Annotated in this window: 18 protein-coding genes; 11 read left to right on the top strand and 7 right to left on the bottom strand. The window is 59.2% G+C overall.

Annotated elements, in window-relative coordinates; translation table 11 throughout:
- Positions 1-31: 31 nt before the first annotated feature.
- From WCX72_RS04185 to WCX72_RS04160, 6 genes are all read right to left on the bottom strand, one after another.
- Entirely contained in the window at positions 32-2,263 is a 2,232-nt protein-coding gene (locus WCX72_RS04185; RefSeq protein ID WP_345971031.1) for a TIGR03545 family protein, read from the bottom strand.
- A gap of 85 nt (positions 2,264-2,348) precedes the next feature.
- The gene (gene murF / locus WCX72_RS04180) at positions 2,349-3,791 is read right to left on the bottom strand and encodes a UDP-N-acetylmuramoyl-tripeptide--D-alanyl-D-alanine ligase (RefSeq protein WP_345971030.1); all 1,443 of its coding nucleotides are present in this window, start codon (positions 3,789-3,791) and stop codon (positions 2,349-2,351) included.
- Entirely contained in the window at positions 3,788-4,522 is a 735-nt protein-coding gene (locus WCX72_RS04175) for an alpha/beta hydrolase (protein ID WP_345971029.1), read from the bottom strand. The genes murF and WCX72_RS04175 overlap by 4 nt, the downstream gene beginning before the upstream one ends.
- Positions 4,522-5,559, bottom strand: a complete 1,038-nt coding sequence (locus tag WCX72_RS04170; RefSeq protein ID WP_345971028.1) for a D-alanine--D-alanine ligase — start codon at positions 5,557-5,559, stop codon at positions 4,522-4,524. Before WCX72_RS04170 ends, WCX72_RS04175 begins: the two co-directional genes overlap by 1 nt.
- Before the next feature lie 8 nt (positions 5,560-5,567).
- Positions 5,568-6,131 carry a Holliday junction branch migration protein RuvA gene (gene ruvA, locus WCX72_RS04165; protein WP_345971027.1) on the bottom strand — a complete coding sequence of 188 codons (564 nt, stop codon included), beginning with the start codon at positions 6,129-6,131 and terminating at the stop codon, positions 5,568-5,570.
- Between the two features lie 130 nt (positions 6,132-6,261).
- Positions 6,262-8,127 (bottom strand): hypothetical protein, encoded by a 1,866-nt coding sequence (locus tag WCX72_RS04160; protein WP_345971025.1) that lies wholly within the window; start codon positions 8,125-8,127, stop codon positions 6,262-6,264.
- A 210-nt stretch (positions 8,128-8,337) separates the two neighbouring features.
- Between WCX72_RS04160 and murJ the strand changes: the two genes are divergently transcribed.
- Positions 8,338-9,744, top strand: a complete 1,407-nt coding sequence (gene murJ, locus WCX72_RS04155; RefSeq protein ID WP_345971024.1) for a murein biosynthesis integral membrane protein MurJ — start codon at positions 8,338-8,340, stop codon at positions 9,742-9,744.
- Positions 9,731-11,131, top strand: coding sequence for a cysteine--tRNA ligase (gene cysS / locus WCX72_RS04150; protein WP_345971023.1), 1,401 nt, complete (start codon positions 9,731-9,733; stop codon positions 11,129-11,131). Before murJ ends, cysS begins: the two co-directional genes overlap by 14 nt.
- A gap of 27 nt (positions 11,132-11,158) precedes the next feature.
- On the opposite strand, the gene WCX72_RS04145 is transcribed toward cysS, so the two are convergent.
- The gene (locus WCX72_RS04145) at positions 11,159-11,590 is read right to left on the bottom strand and encodes a hypothetical protein (RefSeq protein WP_231020681.1); all 432 of its coding nucleotides are present in this window, start codon (positions 11,588-11,590) and stop codon (positions 11,159-11,161) included.
- A 133-nt stretch (positions 11,591-11,723) separates the two neighbouring features.
- Between WCX72_RS04145 and WCX72_RS04140 the strand changes: the two genes are divergently transcribed.
- From WCX72_RS04140 to WCX72_RS04100, 9 genes are all read left to right on the top strand, one after another.
- Positions 11,724-12,281 (top strand): PAS domain-containing protein, encoded by a 558-nt coding sequence (locus WCX72_RS04140; protein ID WP_231020680.1) that lies wholly within the window; start codon positions 11,724-11,726, stop codon positions 12,279-12,281.
- A gap of 142 nt (positions 12,282-12,423) precedes the next feature.
- On the top strand, positions 12,424-13,773 hold the full coding sequence (locus WCX72_RS04135; protein ID WP_345971022.1) for a magnesium transporter: 1,350 nt from the start codon (positions 12,424-12,426) through the stop codon (positions 13,771-13,773).
- A 49-nt stretch (positions 13,774-13,822) separates the two neighbouring features.
- Positions 13,823-14,881 (top strand): quinone-dependent dihydroorotate dehydrogenase, encoded by a 1,059-nt coding sequence (locus tag WCX72_RS04130; protein ID WP_345971515.1) that lies wholly within the window; start codon positions 13,823-13,825, stop codon positions 14,879-14,881.
- 41 nt (positions 14,882-14,922) lie between these two features.
- A complete protein-coding gene (locus WCX72_RS04125; protein ID WP_345971021.1) occupies positions 14,923-16,182 on the top strand; it encodes a pitrilysin family protein in 1,260 nt (419 codons plus the stop codon).
- A complete protein-coding gene (gene dapA, locus WCX72_RS04120; protein ID WP_345971020.1) occupies positions 16,179-17,075 on the top strand; it encodes a 4-hydroxy-tetrahydrodipicolinate synthase in 897 nt (298 codons plus the stop codon). The genes WCX72_RS04125 and dapA overlap by 4 nt, the downstream gene beginning before the upstream one ends.
- A complete protein-coding gene (locus WCX72_RS04115) occupies positions 17,076-17,852 on the top strand; it encodes an enoyl-ACP reductase (protein ID WP_345971019.1) in 777 nt (258 codons plus the stop codon).
- Positions 17,852-18,406 (top strand): CDP-diacylglycerol--glycerol-3-phosphate 3-phosphatidyltransferase, encoded by a 555-nt coding sequence (pgsA, locus tag WCX72_RS04110; protein ID WP_345971018.1) that lies wholly within the window; start codon positions 17,852-17,854, stop codon positions 18,404-18,406. The genes WCX72_RS04115 and pgsA overlap by 1 nt, the downstream gene beginning before the upstream one ends.
- Complete coding sequence (gene rseP, locus WCX72_RS04105) at positions 18,403-19,455, top strand: RIP metalloprotease RseP (protein WP_345971017.1); 1,053 nt, start codon at positions 18,403-18,405, stop codon at positions 19,453-19,455. Before pgsA ends, rseP begins: the two co-directional genes overlap by 4 nt.
- Complete coding sequence (locus WCX72_RS04100; RefSeq protein WP_345971015.1) at positions 19,452-20,129, top strand: YggS family pyridoxal phosphate-dependent enzyme; 678 nt, start codon at positions 19,452-19,454, stop codon at positions 20,127-20,129. The genes rseP and WCX72_RS04100 overlap by 4 nt, the downstream gene beginning before the upstream one ends.
- Positions 20,130-20,234: the final 105 nt, after the last annotated feature.

Genomic DNA, 20,234 nt, shown 5'->3' with positions numbered 1-20,234 from the left:
CTATGAATTTGTTTGATCGCAGGCGCTGTTCCTAGAAGGGAAGCACGCCTTTGAGCTTGTCGCCGACCGCGCCGCCTCCGGCAAGTTTTGTCGCCTCCTCGGCCAGTTTGCCGAGCATCGTATTCTGATCGCCGGCGAGTTTGTCGACGTCGGCGATCCCCGCCTGGGACGATTTCAGGTCGGCAAGCTGTGCCGCGGTGTCCCCGCCCAGCAGCGATTTGAGCTCACCCTGATACTTTTCAAGCTCCTTGCCCATCGCTTTGCCGAGCCCCCGGGAGATCTGGCGGTCCAGGTCGGATTTGACGCCGATGGTCGGCGCCGTCAGTGTTCCGCCCAGGGTCGTGTCCAGCTTGAACGCGGAGATCCCGCTCAGGATACCCGAGACGATCTCACCCGTTTTGCCGCTGAGCCCTTCGGCCGTGATGGCCGCGTCGCTGAACGCGAAACTTCCCTCCCCGGCGAGCGCCGTGGCGTCGCTGAGACTGAGCGTCCCCGTCATGGCAAGGTTGCTCTTGTCCAGCAGCACCGGTTTCATGTCAAGTGCATCCAAGGGTATCCGCAGCGCTTTGAAGTTCACACTGTCGAGAACGGTATCGCCCAGGCGGTTGTCTTCGCCCTCAAGCACGAGCCCTTTGACCGTCGGGCCGTCGCTGGCCGCCTTGAAGCTCAGCGGCCGCCCCAATGCCTTCTGGTTGTCGGAGATGTCACGGACGGTGCCCGAGAACGCCTGGGTTTTGAAGAGGCCGTCGATCTGTGTCAGTGCGATCAGCAGATCCGGGCTGGGGACCGTCTGCGGGTAGCGCATCCAGCGCCCCTCGCCCCGCGGCGGCACCGCTTCCTCCGGCGGATTCTCATTCCCGGCGCTGCCGAGGTAGGGAGAGACCATCGCGTAGTATTTGCGCGCCATGGCCAGGTATCCCTTGATCTTCTCGCCGAAGAGCCCGCCGATGACGTTCAGGGCCCCGTTGCCGTCGAGGGTATAGGTTGATTTGAGGCGGTTGTAATCCGCCATCGGGGCCTCTTTGACCTGCTGCATCAACACAGCGATGCGCTTGCGGTCGCTGTCGAAGTCTGCTTTGATCTTCTCAAGCGCTTTCTTGCGCGCATCGATCTTCGCCTTGAACGCCTTGACCTCCTGGGCCAGCTTGAGCATCGACTGCGGATCTTTTGACTTGCTCATCGTCTTGAGGTTGTCGAGGTCACCCTTCAGTTCGGTGAGGCTGTCGGCGTTCAGCTCCTCATTGGAGGTCTTCTCCCAGCGTGCCTTGATCTCGCCGATCTCTTTTTGCGCATCGTTATAGACCTTGACTGACTGCAGGTCCGCTTTGGCGATGAGGGTCTTGGGATCGGGAAATTCGAATGTCGGAAGTGCGAACCCCTCCCCTTCCGTTTTCGCTGCCGCTGCCTCCTCGGCCGTTGCAGGCGATTTTTTCAGTGTCGCCGGGGTGTCGAAGCCAACGCCGCTGACAATCATCTTCTCGATATGCACCCTGTCCATCAGCAGTGCCGAGAGGTCGGCGTCAAAACTGATCAGCTCCGCCGAAACGGCGTCCACGCCCTCTTGTTTCCCCGCGACTTCCAGGCGGTGGAGCGTGACGGCCCCCTTGCTGAAGTCGGTATCGACCGCGCCGACGCGGACATCGCGCTGAAGCGCGAGGCTGCCGCCCGTTTCCACCGTCCATTTCAGCAGCGGGTCGATGACCAGCAGTGCGACGGCAGTGACGATCCCGCCCCCGGCAACGTAGAGACCCGCACCCCACCAGCGCACCGTCGGGTCCAGGTGCGTCGTTGCTTTGAGGAAACCGAAGGTCCCCAGAACGGGGCGCCGTTCCAGGAAAGACGCCAGCACCGTGCGGTAACGTCCGATCAGCCATCCCAGCAGCAGATACAGCGGTACGGCCAGCAGCAGTGAGACGACCGTCGCCCCCATGACAAGGGTATTGTTAAAGTGTGTCAGGCGGACGAAACCGTTGTTATAAAAGCCCGTCCAGAGCCCCTGAAGCCCTTCGCTGCTGAGGATGGTGTAACCAAGCTGTTCGAACCAGGGATCAAAGAGGTAACCCATTCCCGCAAACAGTACCGCCGAAACGAAGAAGAGCCCCAGGTGAATGTTTAGCAAGAAGGCGAGCAGAAGGATCACGGCATTCTGCAGGCCGCTGATGGGCGTCAGCCCGGCGATCATCCCGAGGGTGATTGCCAGCGTCACCTGCCAGGGGCTCTGGGCGGAGTTCAGAGCTTTGAAAAGCTTGAGAAGAAATTGCATGGGGGCTCCTTTGGCTACGGGACTTGTGGTAGTGCCCGTATTATATTACAAAATAATTTGCCGTCGGTTACGCTTACGGACGCCCCTAGATAAAGTTCGGGGCGTCGTTGGCGAAATAGATGATGTCGCCTGGGCGCGTCTTCTCGGCCAGCACGGAGGTCAGGGTGCTCTTCTCTTCGAGGTAGAGGACGTCCGAAACGTTCAGCTGTGCTTTGAACTGCGCGGCATTGAGTTTTCCGGTGACGATGACAAGGTCGAACACCCCGTTGATCGCCTCAATCAGTTCGCGGTTGAGGGCTTCCGTGCTCTCCACCAGCCCCGGGGTGACAATCACTTTGCGTCCCGGGTGCATGGAACAGAGGCGGATCCCCTCCTTCATCCCGTCGATATTGCCGTTATAGCCGTCATCGAGAATGACCTTGCCGCCGGCGTCGATGCGTTGCAGACGGTGTTCGACGGGCTGGAGGGCATCGACCCCTTTCATGATGGCGTCGTCTGTCATCCCCATCGCCCGCGCGATCAACACGGCCGCCTCGATGTTCACGGCGTTGAAGCCGCCGAGGACCGGAGCATGCAGCTGCAGGGGTGCCTCATCAAGGGCGAGGTCGAACGACGTCCCGTCGAGATCGGCGGCGATATTTTCGATCTCCCTGCCGAAGAAGCGCACCTTTTCATGGGGCTCATCCGTCGCTTCAAAGTGTACGAAGGCCTGTTTCAGGCGGGGTGACTGGATCAGCTCCAGCTTGGTGCGCACGATCGTCTCCAGATCGCCGAAATACTCCAGGTGCTGCGGCCCGACCTTGCCGACGACGGCGTAGTGCGGCGCCACGAGCTGGGCGATCTCCAGAATGTCGCCGGGACGGCGCGCCCCCGCCTCACAGACGTAAACCCGGGCCGTTTCGGGAAGCGCTTCGTTGATATCTTTGATGATGCCGCCCAGGGTATTGACACTGCGCGGCGTCATGTAGACCTCGAACTGCGTTCCGAGCAGCTGGGCGATGAAGTTCTTCATGCTCGTTTTGCCGTAGCTCCCCGTCACGGCAACGACGGTCAGCCCCTCCAGGCGGGCCAGTTTGCGCTTCGCCTCTTTTTTGTAGGCGAGGAAGAGGAATTTCTCGATGCCCGTGGAGAGCAGCCACGCCAGCAGCAGCGGGAGGAAAAGCGGCAGGGTGCCGCAGCTCTTGATAAGACAGAGGAAATCGCCGAACAGCGCCAGCGCACTGAGCAGGATGAGGAAACGCTTGACCCGCCAGGTCAGCACCAGTTTCTTGTCCAGGCGCACGTACCACCAGACGAACGCGCCGAAATAGAGCAGGAAAAAGAGCGGGAAAAATTCGCCGAGGATGAAATAGGCTAGGAACGGCACGACGAAGTAGAGAAGGTGCCAGCTGCGTTTGTGGTGGTTGAGCACGACGCGCTCGAGCTTGTAGCTGTACCACTGCAGGTTAAGGATGAGATACCACCCGAGCGTCAGGACCAGCGCAACGTTGGTCGCGAACGCCACGGTCTGCGCGAGCGCCGGGTTCACTTCACGCTCCGGGTGAATTCGGCGGCGATCTCCGCCGCCACCGCTTCGGGCTGTTTCAGGAAGAAGTAGTGGTCTCCCTCCATCGCGACCAGACGGCTGTTTTCAATGAGGGTGTTGATCTTCTCCGCGCTCTTCATCGGCGTCGCCGTATCCTCGCGTCCCCAGCACAGCAGCGCCCGCCCGCCGAAATGGCGGAAGGTGCCCGAAAAGTCTTCATTGACGACGCGCTTGAAGGTCTCGTACATCACCCGGTTCAGCGACTTGGCGTCCTCGGCGACGAAACGTGCGCGCAGCTGGGCCAGCCCCAGGTTCTTGAGCAGCTTGAACGCGGCGATCTTCGCCCGTACTTTCAGCGGCTTGGGCCAGACGATCCCCGCGGAGGAGAGCAGCACCAGCAGCCGGGGGCGCAGCAGGGTCGCCACCTTGCCGCCGAAGGAGTGTCCGACGATAATCTCCTTGTCGTTGGCATTGATCTGCGCCAGGAAAAGTTCCATGATGTCGGCGTAGCCTTCGCTGTCCAGTGAAATCGGCGCCGTCGAGTTGCCGAAGCCCGGCAGGTCGATGTAGACGTGCCGGAAGGTATCGAGCGTCCGGCCGAACGCCTGCTTCATCAGCTCCTTGTTCGATCCCCAGCCGTGCAGGAAAACGATGGTGTGCTTTGCCCCGGGATTGACGATCTCATAACTGACCGAGAAAGTCTGCTGGGCGTATTGAAGGGTCTTGATGGCCACTATTTTCCTTTGGCTGCATTGATGGAGTGGATATATTTGTAGTCAACCTGCGGGCGGCGCGCACGCGGCAGGTTCGAAAGCAGGTCAGCGACGGCGGCGGGGAAATCCGCGAAAAGATAGTTCGCCATCGACCCCGGGATGGGGTTGATCTCGTTGAGGTAGACCTCGCCGTCGATGACGAAGAAGTCGCAGCGGATCAGTGCCCCTTCGAACAGCCCTTCGTAGATGGAGGCGAATGCCATTTTGAGCTTCACCGCCAGTACGTCATCGATCGCGGCGCTGCCGACTTCCCCGCTGCGGGCGAAGTCCAGGTACTTCTTGTCGAAATCAAGGAACTCGTTTTTCTGCGGCTCTTCGATGATGGAGTAGACGATCCCCTCCGCCCCGCGGTAGCCGGCCAGGTTGTACTCTTTGACCCCGGCGATGAAGGGTTCGACGATAACGCTGTCATCAAACTCGAAGGCAACGTCGAGGGCATAATCGAGCTCTGCGGCGCTTTTGACGACGCTGACCCCGATGGAGCTGCCCAGGCGTGAAGGCTTGACGATGCAGGGCATAGACGTCGACACCTTATGCTCCGCCGCGGCGTGCAGCTCTTCGTATGCCACCGTTTTGACGCCGCGGCCCGCGGCGAACCACTTGGTCATGCGCTTGTCGAAGCTCAGTACCGACGCATCCGTGCGCGGACCGATGAAAGGGATATCGAAAAACGACAGCAGCGACGCGACCGTCCCGTCCTCGCCGTCCGCGCCGTGAATCAGGTTCAGCACCGGCATCGCATGCTCGGTGGAACCCAGGCGGCGCTTCTGGACGAACGCCCCTTTGGTCAGGGTCAGCACGGGGGCCTTTTTATAGTCGCCGGAAGCAAAATACTTCGCCTTCATGTTGCCGCGGTCAATCAGGTAGAAAGTGTGGTCCTGGTCGCAAAACACGAACGTCAGCTCATAGCCGGAAAGTTTTTCCATCACGGTGATGGCGCTGACGATGCTGATCTCGTGCTCGTAACTCGCGCCGCCGAATACAATCGCTAATTTCAAGGTGATCCTTACAGTTTCTGAAGTAGTTTGAGCGCCTCTTTGACGAGGGCGGAAGTCTCGGTGCTTTCGCATTTGGCCAGGGCCTTGGCCACTTCCTCTTTCTTGAAGCCCAGGGATTCCAGGGCCTGTGCCGCTTCGCCGGAGGCAGCCGGGACGGCCGCGTGTCCGGCGGTCAGTTCGATGTCGAAGCCGGCCAGCTCGACGAGGATCCGCCCTGCACTCTTGGGGCCGATACCGGGCACGCGCTTGAGCTGGGCGATGTCGCTGGCCGCGATCACCTGCCCGAACTGCGCAGGCGTGAAGGTTGAACAGATCGCCTGCGCGACCTTGGGGCCGACGCCGTTGATCTTGATGAGCCGTTCGAAAAGCACTTTTTCGCTCTTCTCAAAAAAACCGAACAGCAGCTGGGCGTCTTCGCGGATAATGTGGGAGGTGTGGAGTTTGACCCGCGGTTCGCGGATGGCGCCGTAGGTCTGAAGCGAAATAAAAACCTCGTAGATCAGCCCTGACACGTTCAGATGCACCAGTGTTGGTTCTTTGTGTTCTACCGCGCCTTCAATCCCGACGATCATCCCCGCTCCTGCAGCCAATTTGGTTGTTATTGTAATGCAAAGGGGGTTAAAGTTGTGTAAAAGGTAGAGGGACGGAGAAGGGGCGAACGGCCGCACAGAACGTGCGATGATGCGAACACCCCCGGTGCGTTTATTTTCCGCCGCGGCGTCTGAGCGGATAGGTCTCGTCGTTATCCGAAGCGTCCGAACAGCTGGGGTCCTGAAGATCGGTTTTGCCGTCACCGTCGTTGTCGATGCCGTCGCTGCACTCCGGGAGCGGTTCGGGTGTCGCCGGTGTGACCGTGTCGGTCTCGTCATCGTCCGCGCTGTCGGCACATCCTGGGTCGGCCAGGTCCGCCAGGCCGTCGCCGTCATTGTCGGCACCGTCGCTGCAGGCCGGAAGCGGCGCGCCGCCGCTTCCCTCTACCGCAAACGCTGCCGCCGCGATCTGCGCCGTTTTCATCGCCGATGCATCATACATCGACCGGAATGCCGACGCTTCTGCGGAGCTGTCGCTGAACATATCCTGGGCAAAGGCGTAGGAGACCGGCTGGTAAAGCAGCTCCGCCTCTACATGGTAGCTGCCCTCCGGCAGCCCGCTGACGCGGTAGGAAAGCGTGTCGCTCCCGCCGATGAAATTGCTGTCGCTTTCTGCACCGCCGTGTACGCGGATATCATCAGACGCCGTCGCCTTGTCAAAGCCCGCAGGCAGGATGCGGTTGTCTTTTTTGTACGCCATGCCGCGCAGCAGTGTATAGGTCACGTCACCGAGATTATTCGCCATGATCGTCTCGTAAATCTGTACCTGGTCGGCCGAGGTGATGACGTCGTAATGCGGCTCGTAAGCCGCAGCATCGCCGTCGGCGTCCGCGCCCTCAATGCTGCCGTCGGCGTTGACACGTCCCGATTCGAAGACGACGCTGCCGGCGGCATCGGTCACTTTGAAGTGCACAAACGCCCGGCGGGAGGGGAAGCTGGTCGGGAGCTTGTGCCCCGTCGTGCTGGTGATCTTGAGTGCGACCTCCAGCGTTCCTTGCTGCAGTGACGACTGGGCGACCTCGATGGATGCGGCACTTTGAAGCATTTCGCCCGCCTTGGCGATCGTGTTGTCGAAGTTGTTCGCCGTCACCTCCAAGGCACTTTTGTTGTTTTTCAGGATGTCCAGGAGCAGCACGTTGCCGCCGACGAACATGTGCTGTGCAAAGCCGTCGCGCGGTGTATTCGCCCAGTTCGGGCGCATCGAGATACGCACCCCGTCGACCCGCTTCATGTGGCAATCCTGGCAGCTTTTGCTCTGGGCGTAGCCGCTGTGTTCCCATTCGCTGTAGGGCATCTGCTCGGGGAACCCGCTCTCAGGGGTCGTGCTCAGCACATTGCCGTTCTCGTCGACATAGGGGGTTTTCAGATTGTGGCAGCTTGCGCACATCTTCGAAGCGCTGATGTGATCGCTCTGACGGATCGTATAGTTGAGATTGTTCATCATCGGACCGGCAAAGACGTCACCGTACTGCCCGTAGATGCTCCGGCTGTCGTCGACTTCGTAGCCGCCGGACATGCCTGAGAGCGTTCCGAGGGTGCCGCTATCCTTGACCTGGTGGCAGAGCGTACAGCTGACCCCGTTCAGGGCCTCGTCATGGTGCGCGTTGTTCGGGTTGAGGAAACCGCTACCGAAGATTTCTACCGCGTCGCCGGACGCATGGGCCTCAACGTTCGCCATCGGGGCGTGGCAGCGCGTACACTTGTCGTTGATCACCCCTTCCAGGTGCGGATTGCGGTTGATCTCGGTGCGCACTTTCGCCCGCCACATCGGGTCCTTGGAGGAGTTGGCCATCATCGTTGAGGACCATGCCGTCTCGATCGACATATCGTTTCCGTAACTGTCCGTCATGCCGTTATGGCAGCGCATACAGTTGCCCGAGCCCATAAAGTGATAGGACGTAAAATAGGTCTCTTCCGCCTGCGCCAGGGTGATCAGAATCCCCAGCAGCAGTAGAGCCTTTCTTAAAATAACATTCACAAACATCTCCTAATATGAAAATAGAAGTGCATCGTAAGAAAAAAGTGTTACTTCTGTGTTAATTTGTTTAATGTGATAAGATAGTGATGCTCCCAACCCGTTTACATGGTGACGAATTTGAGTTCCCCTGTGCTAGAATCCCTCCTTAATAAGGGAGTTTTCCGATGACCAACGCAACGAGAAATGCTACGACCGGCAACGGGAAAGCCGATGTTTAAAGCCATATTCACCAACAGCTTCGGCATCCTCTTTTCGCGCATCCTCGGATTTGCCCGCGACCTGCTGACCGCGTCGGTGCTGGGGGCGAACATCTACAGCGACATCTTCTTTATCGCCTTCAAACTCCCCAACCTCTTCCGGCGCGTCTTTGCGGAGGGGGCCTTCACGCAGTCTTTCCTCCCCGCCTTCACCCGTTCGAAACACAAAGCCGTCTTTTCGGTCCACATCTTTCTCGTCTTCCTGGGGATCATTCTGCTGATGACCCTCGCGGTCAACCTCTTTCCCGCCCTTGCGGCCAAGGTGATCGCCCTGGGCTTCGACGCGCAGACGGTGCAGATGGCCGCCCCCTACGTCGCCATCAACTTCTTCTACCTGCCGCTGATCTTTGCCGTCACCTTCCTGAGCACTTTTTTGCAGTACAAAAACCACTTTGCGACGACGGCCTTTGCGACCGGCCTGCTCAATATCGCCCTGATCATCGCCCTGCTGCTGGCCCGCGACGGCAGTAGTGAGACCGTCGTGCTCTACCTCAGCTACGGGGTCGTCCTGGGCGGCTTCGCCCAGCTCTTCGTCCACCTGCTCGCCATCCGCGGCCTGGGCCTCCACCGGCTCCTAACCGGGGGCGTCCGCTACTACGGCCGCAAAGCCGCGCGGATCAGGGAGGAGACGCGCCGTTTCACCCGGGAGTTCTTCCCCGCCGTATGGGGGAACTCCACCGCGCAGGTCGCCGCCTTCCTCGATACCTGGCTGGCCAGTTTTCTCAGTGCCGGGGTTATCAGCTACCTCTACTACGCCAACCGCGTCTTCCAACTGCCGCTGGCGCTCTTTGCCATCGCCACCACGATCGCCCTCTTTCCCAAGATCTCCCGCCACCTCAAGCACGACAACGAGGCCCAGGCCCACACGATGCTTGCGCGGGCGTTCTGGTTCCTGCTTTACCTGCTCGGTTTCGCGGCCGTCGGCGGCATCGTACTGGCCCCCGAGATCACACAGCTGCTCTTCGAACGAGGGGCGTTCACCGCCGGCGATACCGCCGCGACGGCCCTGATCCTGCAGATGTACCTCATCGGCCTCATCCCCTTCGGTCTGGGCAAGCTCTTTTCCCTCTGGCTCTATGCCCAGCGCCGGCAGGGCGAAGCGGCGAGAATCGCGACCTGGAGCCTGGGGACGAACGTCGTGCTCTCCCTGGCCTTGATCGCCCCCCTCGGCGGCGCCGGACTGGCACTGGCGTCGTCGCTCGGCGGCAGCGTCGCCCTCGCCGCCACGCTACGGGCCGTGGGACGGGCGCACGTATCTGCTATAATTCGCCCAAAAAAAGGGCTGTGGTGGGTGCTTTCCGTGACACTCTTCACCGCGGCCGTCCTCGTATTCAAGGAGCTGCTGCATGCATATATTTGACAGTGTCACCAAGACCAAACGCCTCTTCGAACCGCTGATCCCGGGCAAGGTGTCGCTTTATGTCTGCGGCCCGACCGTCTACGACGACGCCCACCTGGGCCACGCCAAGAGCGCCCTCGTCTTCGACCTGCTGCGCCGCGTGCTTGAGGCCGAAGGCTACAGTGTCACCTATGCCCGCAACATCACCGACATCGACGACAAGATCATCAACAAGTCCCGCGAGGCCGGCATCTCCATCACGGACCTGACCGACACCTATACCGAGGCCTACCACCGCGATATGAGCGCACTGGGGGTACAGCGCCCCACCCTGGAACCCAAAGCGACCGAATCCCTCGAGGCGATGTTCGAACTTATCGGGAAACTGCTTGACACCGGCCACGCCTACCGGACGAGCAACGGCGACGTCTATTTCGATACGGGGAGCGACAGCGGGTATCTCAGCATCTCCAACCGCCGCCAGGACGAGGCCGATACCCAGCAGCGTGTCGAAAGCTTCGGCGAGAAGCGTCATGCCGCGGACTTTGCGTTGTGGAAAGGGGTGCAGGACGACTCCGTCGCCTTTGATTCGCCCTTCGGCAAGGGGCGCCCGGGGTGGCACACGGAGTGTTCGGCAATGATCGAGAAACACCTCAGTACCCACCTGGAGTATGCCATCGACATCCACGGCGGCGGAGCCGACCTGCTCTTCCCCCATCACGAGAACGAGGCGGCACAGACCCGCTGCGCGACCGGGCATGAACTCGCACGCTACTGGATGCACAACGGCTTTGTGACGATCGACGGGGAGAAGATGAGCAAGAGCCTCGGCAACAGCTTCTTTATCAAAGATGCGCTGCAGGCCTACCCGGGTGAGGTGCTGCGCTTCTTCCTCCTCGGCACCCACTACCGCAGCGACTTCAACTTCAATGAAGAGGATCTGCTCGCTTCGAAAAAGCGGCTCGACCGCCTCTACCGGCTGAAAAAGCGTCTTTTCGGCATGAAAGTCGTCGAGGAAAAAACGCCCTTCCAGGCTGCGCTGCTCGAAGCGCTGGGGGACGATCTCAATATCTCCAAGGCCCTGGCACTGCTCGATGAGATGGTGGCCGCGGCCAACGAGGGGCTCGACGCCAACCCCAAGGACAAGGGGCTCAAACGCCGTATCCTCGCCGACCTCGCCTATGTCGAGGCGCTCCTCGGTTTCGGGACGATGAACCCCTATGCGTATTTCCAGCACGGGATCGACGAAGAGACAAAAGCGAAAATCGAAGGACTGATCGCGGCGCGCAATGCGGCAAAGCAGGCGAAGGATTTCGAGCGTTCCGACGCGATCCGCGACGAGATCAGCGCCCTGGGGGTCCAGCTGATGGACACGCCGCAGGGAACCTTCTGGGAAAAGGCGGAATAACCCCTCTCCCCACGGATGCTGCCATTCTCAGCCGCGCAACAGCTTAAGGCGCCCTTCCGCCGCTTCGAGTTTGTGGATGATCTTCCGCGTCAGCTCTTTAAGATCGCTGCTGTAACTGTTCGCCTTCTCCTGGTCCAGTTCGCTGAGCTTCGGCTGGCCGCCGAAAAGCTTTGAGACCAGCCCCTTCTCTTTCTGGTAGAGCTCATAGATCTTATAGTATTCGTCGTGCCACTGCTTGTGCAATGCCTCGATCTCTTCGACCAGCGACGCCCCCAGCAGCTTTTTGAGCCCCTCTTCGTCCTCGCGCAGTGTTTTGTCGACCCCGCACTCCAGGTAGCTCGTCGCTACCGCATCCCCGTCCAGCGGGATTTTCTTGACCATCAACATCACTTTTTGCATTTCGCCGTTTTGGAGTTTTTTCGCCTGAGCAACGATCTGCAATGCATCATTTTTTTTCATATTAAAATCTCACTTTTACCTAGTGTCTCAGATTAGAAACAATTATAGTAGCTTAACGTTGAATTTATTTAACGATTGTTAAACTAGTTCAGTAACCGTAAATAACGGTACAAATTATCAAAAAGGTTATTTGATGTCAGGTTCTGTTAAAGATCGTATTGATCTCGACCCGAAAAAATATATTGTGAGCAAGACGGATCCTAAAGGGATCATCGAGTACGGGAACGACTACTTCGTCGAAATCTCCGGTTACAAAGAGAGCGAGCTCATCGGCCATCCGCACAATATGATTCGTCATCCGGATATGCCGAAAGTCATCTTCAAAATGATGTGGGAACGTATCAAAAACAAGCATAACATTTTGGCTGTTGTTAAAAACCGTGCCAAAGACGGACGCCACTACTGGGTCATCACCGACTTTGAGCCGAAAACGGACAAGATCACCAATGAGATCGTCAATTACACCGCCTACCGTAAAGCGGCACCTGACAATGTCATCAAAGCCATTGAGCCGATCTACAAAAAACTGGTCGAGATCGAGAACGAGAGCGGTGTCGAAGGTTCGGAAAAATACCTGCGCGGTTTCCTCGAAGAGAAAGGGAAAAGCTACGACGAATTCATCAACGACCTGGTCGGGAACAAAGGGCTCTTCAAAATCTTTTTTGCGACCATGAAAAAACTTTTCGGCTAACCGAAACACCCGCACAGACCAGCGCCTCCAAAGACGCCGCGCTGCTGCGAAGGCACCACACCTCTAATCCTCATGACAGAACATCTTCCAGACACCCGGACATATCACCGTTTTTTCAGGATGGGTTGCTACGATATAACTAATGAAGCCGAAGATCAAAAAGCATGTCGACCGCATCCACGCCATTGCCGGAGGGCACGAACGGTTCAACCCCACCGATACCGCCAAAAGCCTCGTCAAACTGCGCGGCTACGATGTCGGGCTTTTCTTTTCAAACCTGAGCAAACTCACCCATCAACACCTGGGCGAGGTGCTGCTCGAGCTCCCTGCCGACGCATTCGCCGCCGCCGCGGAACGCCTCCCCCCGCACCGGTTGGCCCGGGCCGCCGAGGCGATCGAGAGTGACGAGGCGACCGACCTCATTCAGGATATCCGGCAGGCCGATACTACTCTGGCGGAGAAGATCCTCTCGCTGATGGCCCACGAGGAGCGGCGGGAGGTCCTGGAGCTCTCCAAATTCGAAGAGGACCAGGCCGGGGCCTATATGGAGCGCGAGTTCCTGGCCGCCCACCCCGATGACACGGTCGGCGACGTGAAGACTCTGATCCGGCTTTTCCGCCAAAACGAACCCGCTGCGCCGATCATCAAACTTTTTGTCACCAATGACGAGGGACTGCTGCTCGGCACGCTCCACTTCACCGACCTGATCCTTTTCGACGACGCAACGACCATCGAAGAGATCCTGCAGCGCGGCGACCGCAAAGCCCCTCTCTCGATCCGTCCCGCCTCGCCGATTGCGGATGTCGTCCGCCTTTTCGAGGAGTATGACCTCAATATCATCGCCGTCGTCAACAGCGAAGGCAAACTGATCGGCCGGATCGTGTACGACGACATCTACGACATGATCCGCCAGATCGAAACGGACCAGGCCTACGGTCTGGCCGGGGTCGACGACGAAGCCGAAGAGAGCTCGGTCTCCCGCGCGGCGCACCAGCGGCTGATCTGGCTGCTCTTCAACCTCGTCGCCATCATGGCGGCCTCCGCCGTTATCAACCTCTTTGACGCGACGATCGCCTCCTACATCGCCCTCGCGGCCCTGCTGCCCATCATCGCCGCCCTCGGCGGCAATGCCGGGATGCAGGCGCTCACCGTCACGATCCGCAAGATCGCCCTGGGGGAGATTGAATACGACGGCGTCTCCGCCGCGGTAAAACGCGAAGCGCTGATCGTGCTGGCCAACGGCCTCTCCATCGCCGTCGTCGCGGCCCTGATCGTCTCGCTCTGGTTCGGCGATATCCGCCTGGGGGCCATCGTCGCCGGCGCGCTGCTTCTGAACCTGCTCGTCGCCGGGACGGCCGGCACCCTTATCCCCCTGGGCCTGCACCGGCTGGGGATCGATCCGGCCGTCGCCTCCTCCATTTTCCTGACGACGACGACCGATGTTTTCGGCTTTTTCATCTTCTTGTTCCTGGCGCAAACCTTCCTGCTTTAACTGACCGTAAATCATTATTAAGTATAATCCTGCCAAAAACAGGTACGTGATGATCGCATACGAATCCCTCAAACCGTGGCTTTTCAAACTCCAGCCGGAGACGGCCCACCACGTTGTGGCGACCCTGCTACGCACGGCCAACGTCTGTCCGTCGCTCTTCAACCACTGGCAGGAAAAGCACTTTGTCGCCGACCCGATCCTGAACCAGGAGCTCTTCGGGCGTACCTTCCCCAACCCCGTCGGCCTGGGAGCGGGCTTTGACAAGAATGCAACGATGATCCGCGGCATCCAGGCGCTCGGCTTCGGCTACACCGAGATCGGCACCGTCACGCCCCAGCCGCAGCCGGGCAACCCGAAACCGCGGATGTTCCGCCACGTCGAGGAAGAGACGATCCAAAACGCTATGGGGTTCAACAACGACGGAATGTACAAAGTGCAGCAGCGCCTGAAAGCGCGCTACCCCTTCACGACCCCCATCGGCGTCAACATCGGCAAGAACAAAACAACGGAGGAGCAGAACGCCATCAGCGACTACACGCAGCTCATCCGCGGCCTGCACGATCTGGGCGATTACCTCGTCATCAATATCTCGTCGCCCAACACCCCCGGCCTGCGCGACCTGCAGAACGAGACCTTTATCGCCGAGCTCTTCGCCGAGGCGAAGGCGATCACCGACAAGCCGATCCTGCTCAAGATCGCCCCGGACATGACCCCCGAACAGGCCGTGGCCCTGACGACCCTGGCTGTCGAGAAGGGGGCAGACGGGATCATCGCGACCAATACGACCGTCGACTACTCCCTTGTGGCCCAGCCCAAAAGCATCGGCGGCCTCTCGGGCAAAGTCTTAAAGGAGAAGAGTTTCGCCATTTTCGAAGCCGTGGCGAAGGAACTCTTCGGTAAAACGGTGCTCATTTCCGTCGGAGGGATCGACAGCGCCGAGGAAGCCTACCGCCGTATCAAGGCAGGGGCTTCACTGGTGCAGGTCTATTCGGCGCTGATCTTCAAGGGGCCGGAGCTCATCGGGGACATCAACCGTGGGCTCGCCGACCTGCTGAAGCGCGACGGCTACAGCAGCATCACCGAGGCCATTGGAGCCGACAGACGATGATCAGAACGGTTATCGCACTATTTTTCACCTTAGGAACGCTTATGGCAAATTCGCTGCCGCCTTATGAAACACAGACACTGGAAAACGGGATGCAGGTCGTCGTCATCCCGATGCACAACGGCACCGGTGTCATCTCGACCGATGTCTTCTACAAAGTGGGAAGCCGCAACGAAGTAATGGGCAAGAGCGGCATCGCGCATATGCTCGAACACATGAACTTCAAATCCTCCGAACACCTCAAAGCGGGGCAGTTCGACGAAGAGGTCAAGAGTGTCGGCGGCGTCAACAACGCCTCCACCGGATTCGACTACACCCACTACTTCATCAAAAGCTCCGCGGGGAATGCGGAAAAATCCATTTCCCTCTTCGCGGAGCTGATGGCCCATCTCAGCCTCAAAGACGAGGAGTTCCAGCCCGAACGCGACGTCGTTGCCGAAGAGCGCCGCTGGCGTACCGACAACAACCCCCTGGGTTACCTCTATTTCCGGCTCTTCAACAACGCCTATCTCTACCATCCCTACCACTGGACGCCGATCGGCTTTATGAACGACATCCAGACCTGGACGATCGACGATATCCGCAATTTCCATGCGACCTATTACCAGCCGCAGAACGCGATTCTCATCGTTACCGGCGATATTGAACCCGAGACCGTCTTCAGCCTTGCAAAAAGCCACTTCGGTCCCGTAAAGAACAGCCGCGAGATCCCCAAAGTGTTGGCGAAAGAACCGGTGCAGGACGGCGCCAAGCGCGTCTTCATCGAAAAAGAGAGCGAAGTTGAGATGATCGCGATCGTCTACCATATCCCCGACTTCCGCCACCCTGACCAGCCGGCCCTCTCGGCCATCTCCGAGATGCTCAGCTCCGGCAAGAGCAGCCGCCTCTACAGCGAGCTTGTCGACAAAAAACGCCTGGTCAACCAGATCTACGCCTACAACATGGAGAACATCGACCCGGGTGTCTTTATTTTCATGGCGGCCTGCAACCCCGGCGTCAAAGCCGAGAGCGTTGAAGCGGCGCTGCACGAGCAGATCGAACAGATCAAGGCCCACCCCGTCTCCAAGGCGGAGCTCGAAAAGGTCAAGATCAACACCCGGGCCGACTTCATCTTCTCCTTGGAGAGTGCGAGCTCCGTCGCCGACCTCTTCGGCGGCTACCTCGCCCGCGGCGATCTGAAACCGCTGGACACCTACGAGGAGAATATCGCGGCACTGACAGCTGAACAGATCCAGAAGACGGCGCAGACCTATTTTGACGACAAACACTCTACAACTATTATTTTGAGAAAGGCAGAGCAATGAACATTATCACCGGTTCCTCCACCGCGCTGATCACCCCGTTCAAAAACGGCACACTCGACGAACAGACCTACGCGGCGCTGATCCAGCGCCAGATCGACAACGGGATCGATGCGGTCTGCCCGGTCGGTACGACCGGCGAAAGCGCGACCCTGACGGCGGATGAAGATATCCGCTGCATGGAGATCGCCGTCGAAGTGTGCAAGGGCACACAGACCAAAGTCCTCGCCGGTGCCGGCAGCAACGCGACGGCCGAAGCCATCACGACGGCCATCCGTGCCCGCGACTGCGGCGTCGACGCGATCTTCTCCGTCGCGCCTTACTACAACAAACCCTCCCAGGAGGGGCTGTACCAGCACTACAAGGCGATCGCCGAAGCCGTGCCGGAACTGCCGTTCATGCTCTATAACGTCCCGGGTCGCACGATGTCCGACATCTCCGCCGACACGGTGGTACGTCTCTTCAACGACCTACCGAACATCTTCGGCATCAAAGAGGCGACAGGCAGCCTGGAGCGCACCGTCGAGCTGCTTTCGCGCTGCCCGGAACTCAAAGTCTTCAGCGGCGACGACGCCATCGACTATCCCATCCTTGCCGCCGGCGGCGCGGGGATCACTTCGGTCACGGCGAACCTGCTTCCCGATATGAAGAGCGCCCTGGTCAAAAGCGCACTCGAAGGCGACTTCGCCACGGCACGCGCGCTTAACGAGCAGCTGCTGCCGATCAACAAGGTCCTCTTCTGCGAGGCCAACCCCATCCCGATCAAGGCGGCCATGTATATTGCGGGCCTTATCGACACCCTCGAATACCGCCTGCCGCTTGTCCCGCCGTCCGCGGAGAACATGAAGCGCATCGAAGCCGTCATGAAAAACTATACTATTGTAGGAGTCAACTAAATGTCAGAAATGAAGGGCAAAACACTGGTCATCACCGGAGCAACCAAGGGGATCGGCAAAGCGATCGCCGAAAAGTTCGCCGCCAACGGTGTCGATATCGCCTTTACGTACAACAGCAACGAGACCGTCGCGAACGAGCTTGCGGCCTCCTGGGAAGCTGCCTACGGCATTAAAGCACGCGCCTACGCCCTGAACATTCTCGAACCCGACGAGTTCAAACCCCTCTTCGCCAAGATCGATGAAGATTTCGACCGGATCGACTTCTTCGTCTCCAACGCGATGATCTACGGCCGCCCCGTCGTCGGCGGCTACGGCAAGTTCATGCGCCTCAAGCCCCGCGGCCTGAACAACATCTACACCGCAACGGTCAACGCCTTCGTCATGGGAACCCAGGAAGCGGCAAAGCGGATGGAAAAGGTCGGCGGCGGTGCCGTCGTCACGATGTCCAGCACCGGAAACCTTGTCTATATCGAGAACTATGCCGGCCACGGCACGAACAAAGCCGCCGTCGAAGCGATGAGCCGCTACGCCGCCGTGGAACTGGGCGAGATGAACATCCGCGTCAACGCCGTCTCCGGCGGTCCGATTGACACCGACGCCCTCAAAGCCTTCACCAACTACGAAGAAGTCAAGGCCGAAACGGTCAGACGCTCTGCGATCGGCCGCATGGGGCAGCCCGAAGATATCGCCGGCGCCGTCTACTTCCTCTGTACGGAAGAGGCGAGCTGGATCACCGGCCAAACGATCGTCGTCGACGGTGGGACGACCTTTAAGTAATGTTCAATCTGCCCAATACGCTGGCACTGTCGCGCATCATCATTGCGCCGCTGATGTTCTGGATCATCCTGAACCCGCAGTTTTTCACCGCTCAGGGGATCGACATCAGCTGGAACTACTACTTCGCCGCCCTGCTCTTCGTGCTCGCCAGCGCCACCGACTTCTTTGACGGCTACATTGCACGCGAACTCGACCAGATCACGATGACGGGCAAGATCCTTGACCCCCTGGCGGACAAGATGCTCATTCTCGCCGCCTTTCTGGGACTGATGATGACCGACGCCGCCTCGCCGTGGGCCATCTATATCATTATCGTACGCGAGCTTTTCATTACGGGCCTGCGGACGGTCTCCATGTCAGAGGGGATCGACATTGCCGCCTCCTGGGCGGGCAAGGTCAAAACGGTCGCGCAGATGTTCGCCGTCGGTTTCCTGCTCATGCACTGGCCCGGCGGTAACATCCTGCTCTGGATCGCCGTCGTACTCACCCTCTACTCCGGGGCGGAATACGTTGTCGGCTTCGCCCGCACCTACGCAAGGCACCACGCGGCATGAGCTGGCTTGTCTCCCTTCTCGTCCTCTCGGCGCTGATCTTCTTCCATGAGCTCGGACACTTTACCGTGGCCCGCCTTCTGGGGGTCTATGTCGAGGTCTTCAGCATCGGCTTCGGCCGCAAACTGGCCAGTTTCCGCGCCTTCAGCACCGAATGGCGCATCGCGGCCATTCCCCTGGGCGGCTATGTCCGCATGAAGGGTCAGGACGACAGCGACCCGACCAAGACGAGTCCCGACCCCGACAGCTACAACAGCAAATCCCCGCTGCAGCGCATCGCGATCCTGCTTGCCGGCCCGGCGGCCAACTTTGTGCTGGCCTATGTGCTCTACTTCCTGATCGCCCTCGGCGGACCTCAGGTCCTCTCCCCGGTCATCGGCAGTATCGTCGAGGACTCCCCGGCGGCGGTGGCGGGCCTCAAATCGGGGGACCGCATCCTCGCCATCGACGGCAAAGCCGTCACGACGTGGGATGAGATGTCCGACACCGTCAAGCAGGCCGAGAAGACGCTTTACCTGCAGATCGAACGCGACGGCATGGTCGAAGAGGTTGCCGTAACGCCGAAGATGACCGAAACGCAGAACATGTTCCGCGAGACCGTCTACCGCCCCATGGTCGGCATCGGTTCCGCCGGAGAGACCCATGCCCTTGAGCTGGGACTCGCCGGGGCGCTCGGTTATGCCGCGGCAGAGACCTGGCAGGCCTCCAAACTGATCTTCATCAGTCTCGAGAAGCTCATTACCGGGGCCGTGCCGACCTCCGAGCTCGGCGGCGTCGTCACCATCGTCAAGATCACCGCCGATGCCAGCGAGAGCGGCTGGATGGCCGTGCTGTTCTTTGCAGCGCTCATCTCGGTCAACCTCGGGGTGCTGAACCTGCTGCCTATTCCCGCCCTCGACGGCGGCCATATCATGTTCAATCTCTACGAGATGGTCATGCGTCGCGCCCCGAGCGAAGCGATCCTCTTCAAGCTCACCATCGCGGGCTGGGGCATACTGCTCGGGCTGATGAGCCTCGGACTCTATAACGATATCAACAGGTTGATGCAATGACACAGACAGAGTATAAAATCTACATCGACAAGATCGTCGAACGGATCGAACGGGCGCGCATTCTTGTGAGCGAGCACCACATCGTCAAAGTAGTCGCCGTCAGCAAGTACGTGGACACCGAGGCGGTCAAAGCCCTTTACGCCATCGGGCAGCGCGCCTTCGGCGAGAACAAGGTCCAGGACATGAAGACAAAGATGGAAACGCTTGAGGACCTGCCGCTGGAGTGGCACTTTATCGGAAGCCTTCAGAAGAACAAGATCAACCAGCTGATCGACCTCGACCCTTTCTTGATGCAGTCGCTCCACTCTCTCGAGCTGGCCCAGGCCCTCGACAAGCGCCTCGAGGCCAAAGGCAAAACGATGGAGTGCCTCCTGCAGATCAACAGCGCCAAAGAGGAGACGAAGTCCGGCGTCATGCCCGAAGCGGCGTCAGACATCTACGCGCAGATCGCGGAGAGCTGTCCGCGCATCGACCTGCGCGGCGTCATGAGCATCGGGGCCCATACCGAGAACAACGACCATATCAAGCAGAGCTTCGAGACGACCCGCAAGATCTTTGACGGGCTCAAAGGGGCCGAGATCTGCTCCATGGGTATGAGCGGCGATTTCGAACTGGCGATCGCCTGCGGATCCACGATGGTCCGCCTCGGTTCCCTCCTCTTCCCAGGGCGCTAAAGCGCCAACCTTTACTTTTTTTTAACAATACTCCTCAATATCTTTTGAAAATACGCATTTAAAAATAGGCAATAATTATCACCTTATCATCACGTATTATTTTTT

Origin of the sequence: Thiomicrolovo immobilis (assembly GCF_039645955.1) — a bacterium.
GTDB lineage: Bacteria > Campylobacterota > Campylobacteria > Campylobacterales > Sulfurimonadaceae > Thiomicrolovo > Thiomicrolovo diazotrophicus.
This window is presented reverse-complemented; position numbering and strand designations above follow the sequence as displayed.

Excerpts from the sequence above, each read along its gene's own strand:
- WCX72_RS04185 (WP_345971031.1), bottom strand. The coding sequence starts at position 2,263 with ATGCAATTTCTTCTCAAGCTTTTCAAAGCTCTGAACTCCGCCCAGAGC.
- ruvA (WP_345971027.1), bottom strand. The coding sequence starts at position 6,131 with ATGATCGTCGGGATTGAAGGCGCGGTAGAACACAAAGAACCAACACTG.
- murJ (WP_345971024.1), top strand. The coding sequence starts at position 8,338 with ATGTTTAAAGCCATATTCACCAACAGCTTCGGCATCCTCTTTTCGCGC.
- cysS (WP_345971023.1), top strand. The coding sequence starts at position 9,731 with ATGCATATATTTGACAGTGTCACCAAGACCAAACGCCTCTTCGAACCG.
- WCX72_RS04145 (WP_231020681.1), bottom strand. The coding sequence starts at position 11,590 with ATGAAAAAAAATGATGCATTGCAGATCGTTGCTCAGGCGAAAAAACTC.
- WCX72_RS04140 (WP_231020680.1), top strand. The coding sequence starts at position 11,724 with ATGTCAGGTTCTGTTAAAGATCGTATTGATCTCGACCCGAAAAAATAT.
- WCX72_RS04135 (WP_345971022.1), top strand. The coding sequence starts at position 12,424 with ATGAAGCCGAAGATCAAAAAGCATGTCGACCGCATCCACGCCATTGCC.
- WCX72_RS04130 (WP_345971515.1), top strand. The coding sequence starts at position 13,823 with ATGATCGCATACGAATCCCTCAAACCGTGGCTTTTCAAACTCCAGCCG.
- WCX72_RS04125 (WP_345971021.1), top strand. The coding sequence starts at position 14,923 with ATGGCAAATTCGCTGCCGCCTTATGAAACACAGACACTGGAAAACGGG.
- dapA (WP_345971020.1), top strand. The coding sequence starts at position 16,179 with ATGAACATTATCACCGGTTCCTCCACCGCGCTGATCACCCCGTTCAAA.
- WCX72_RS04115 (WP_345971019.1), top strand. The coding sequence starts at position 17,076 with ATGTCAGAAATGAAGGGCAAAACACTGGTCATCACCGGAGCAACCAAG.
- pgsA (WP_345971018.1), top strand. The coding sequence starts at position 17,852 with ATGTTCAATCTGCCCAATACGCTGGCACTGTCGCGCATCATCATTGCG.
- rseP (WP_345971017.1), top strand. The coding sequence starts at position 18,403 with ATGAGCTGGCTTGTCTCCCTTCTCGTCCTCTCGGCGCTGATCTTCTTC.
- WCX72_RS04100 (WP_345971015.1), top strand. The coding sequence starts at position 19,452 with ATGACACAGACAGAGTATAAAATCTACATCGACAAGATCGTCGAACGG.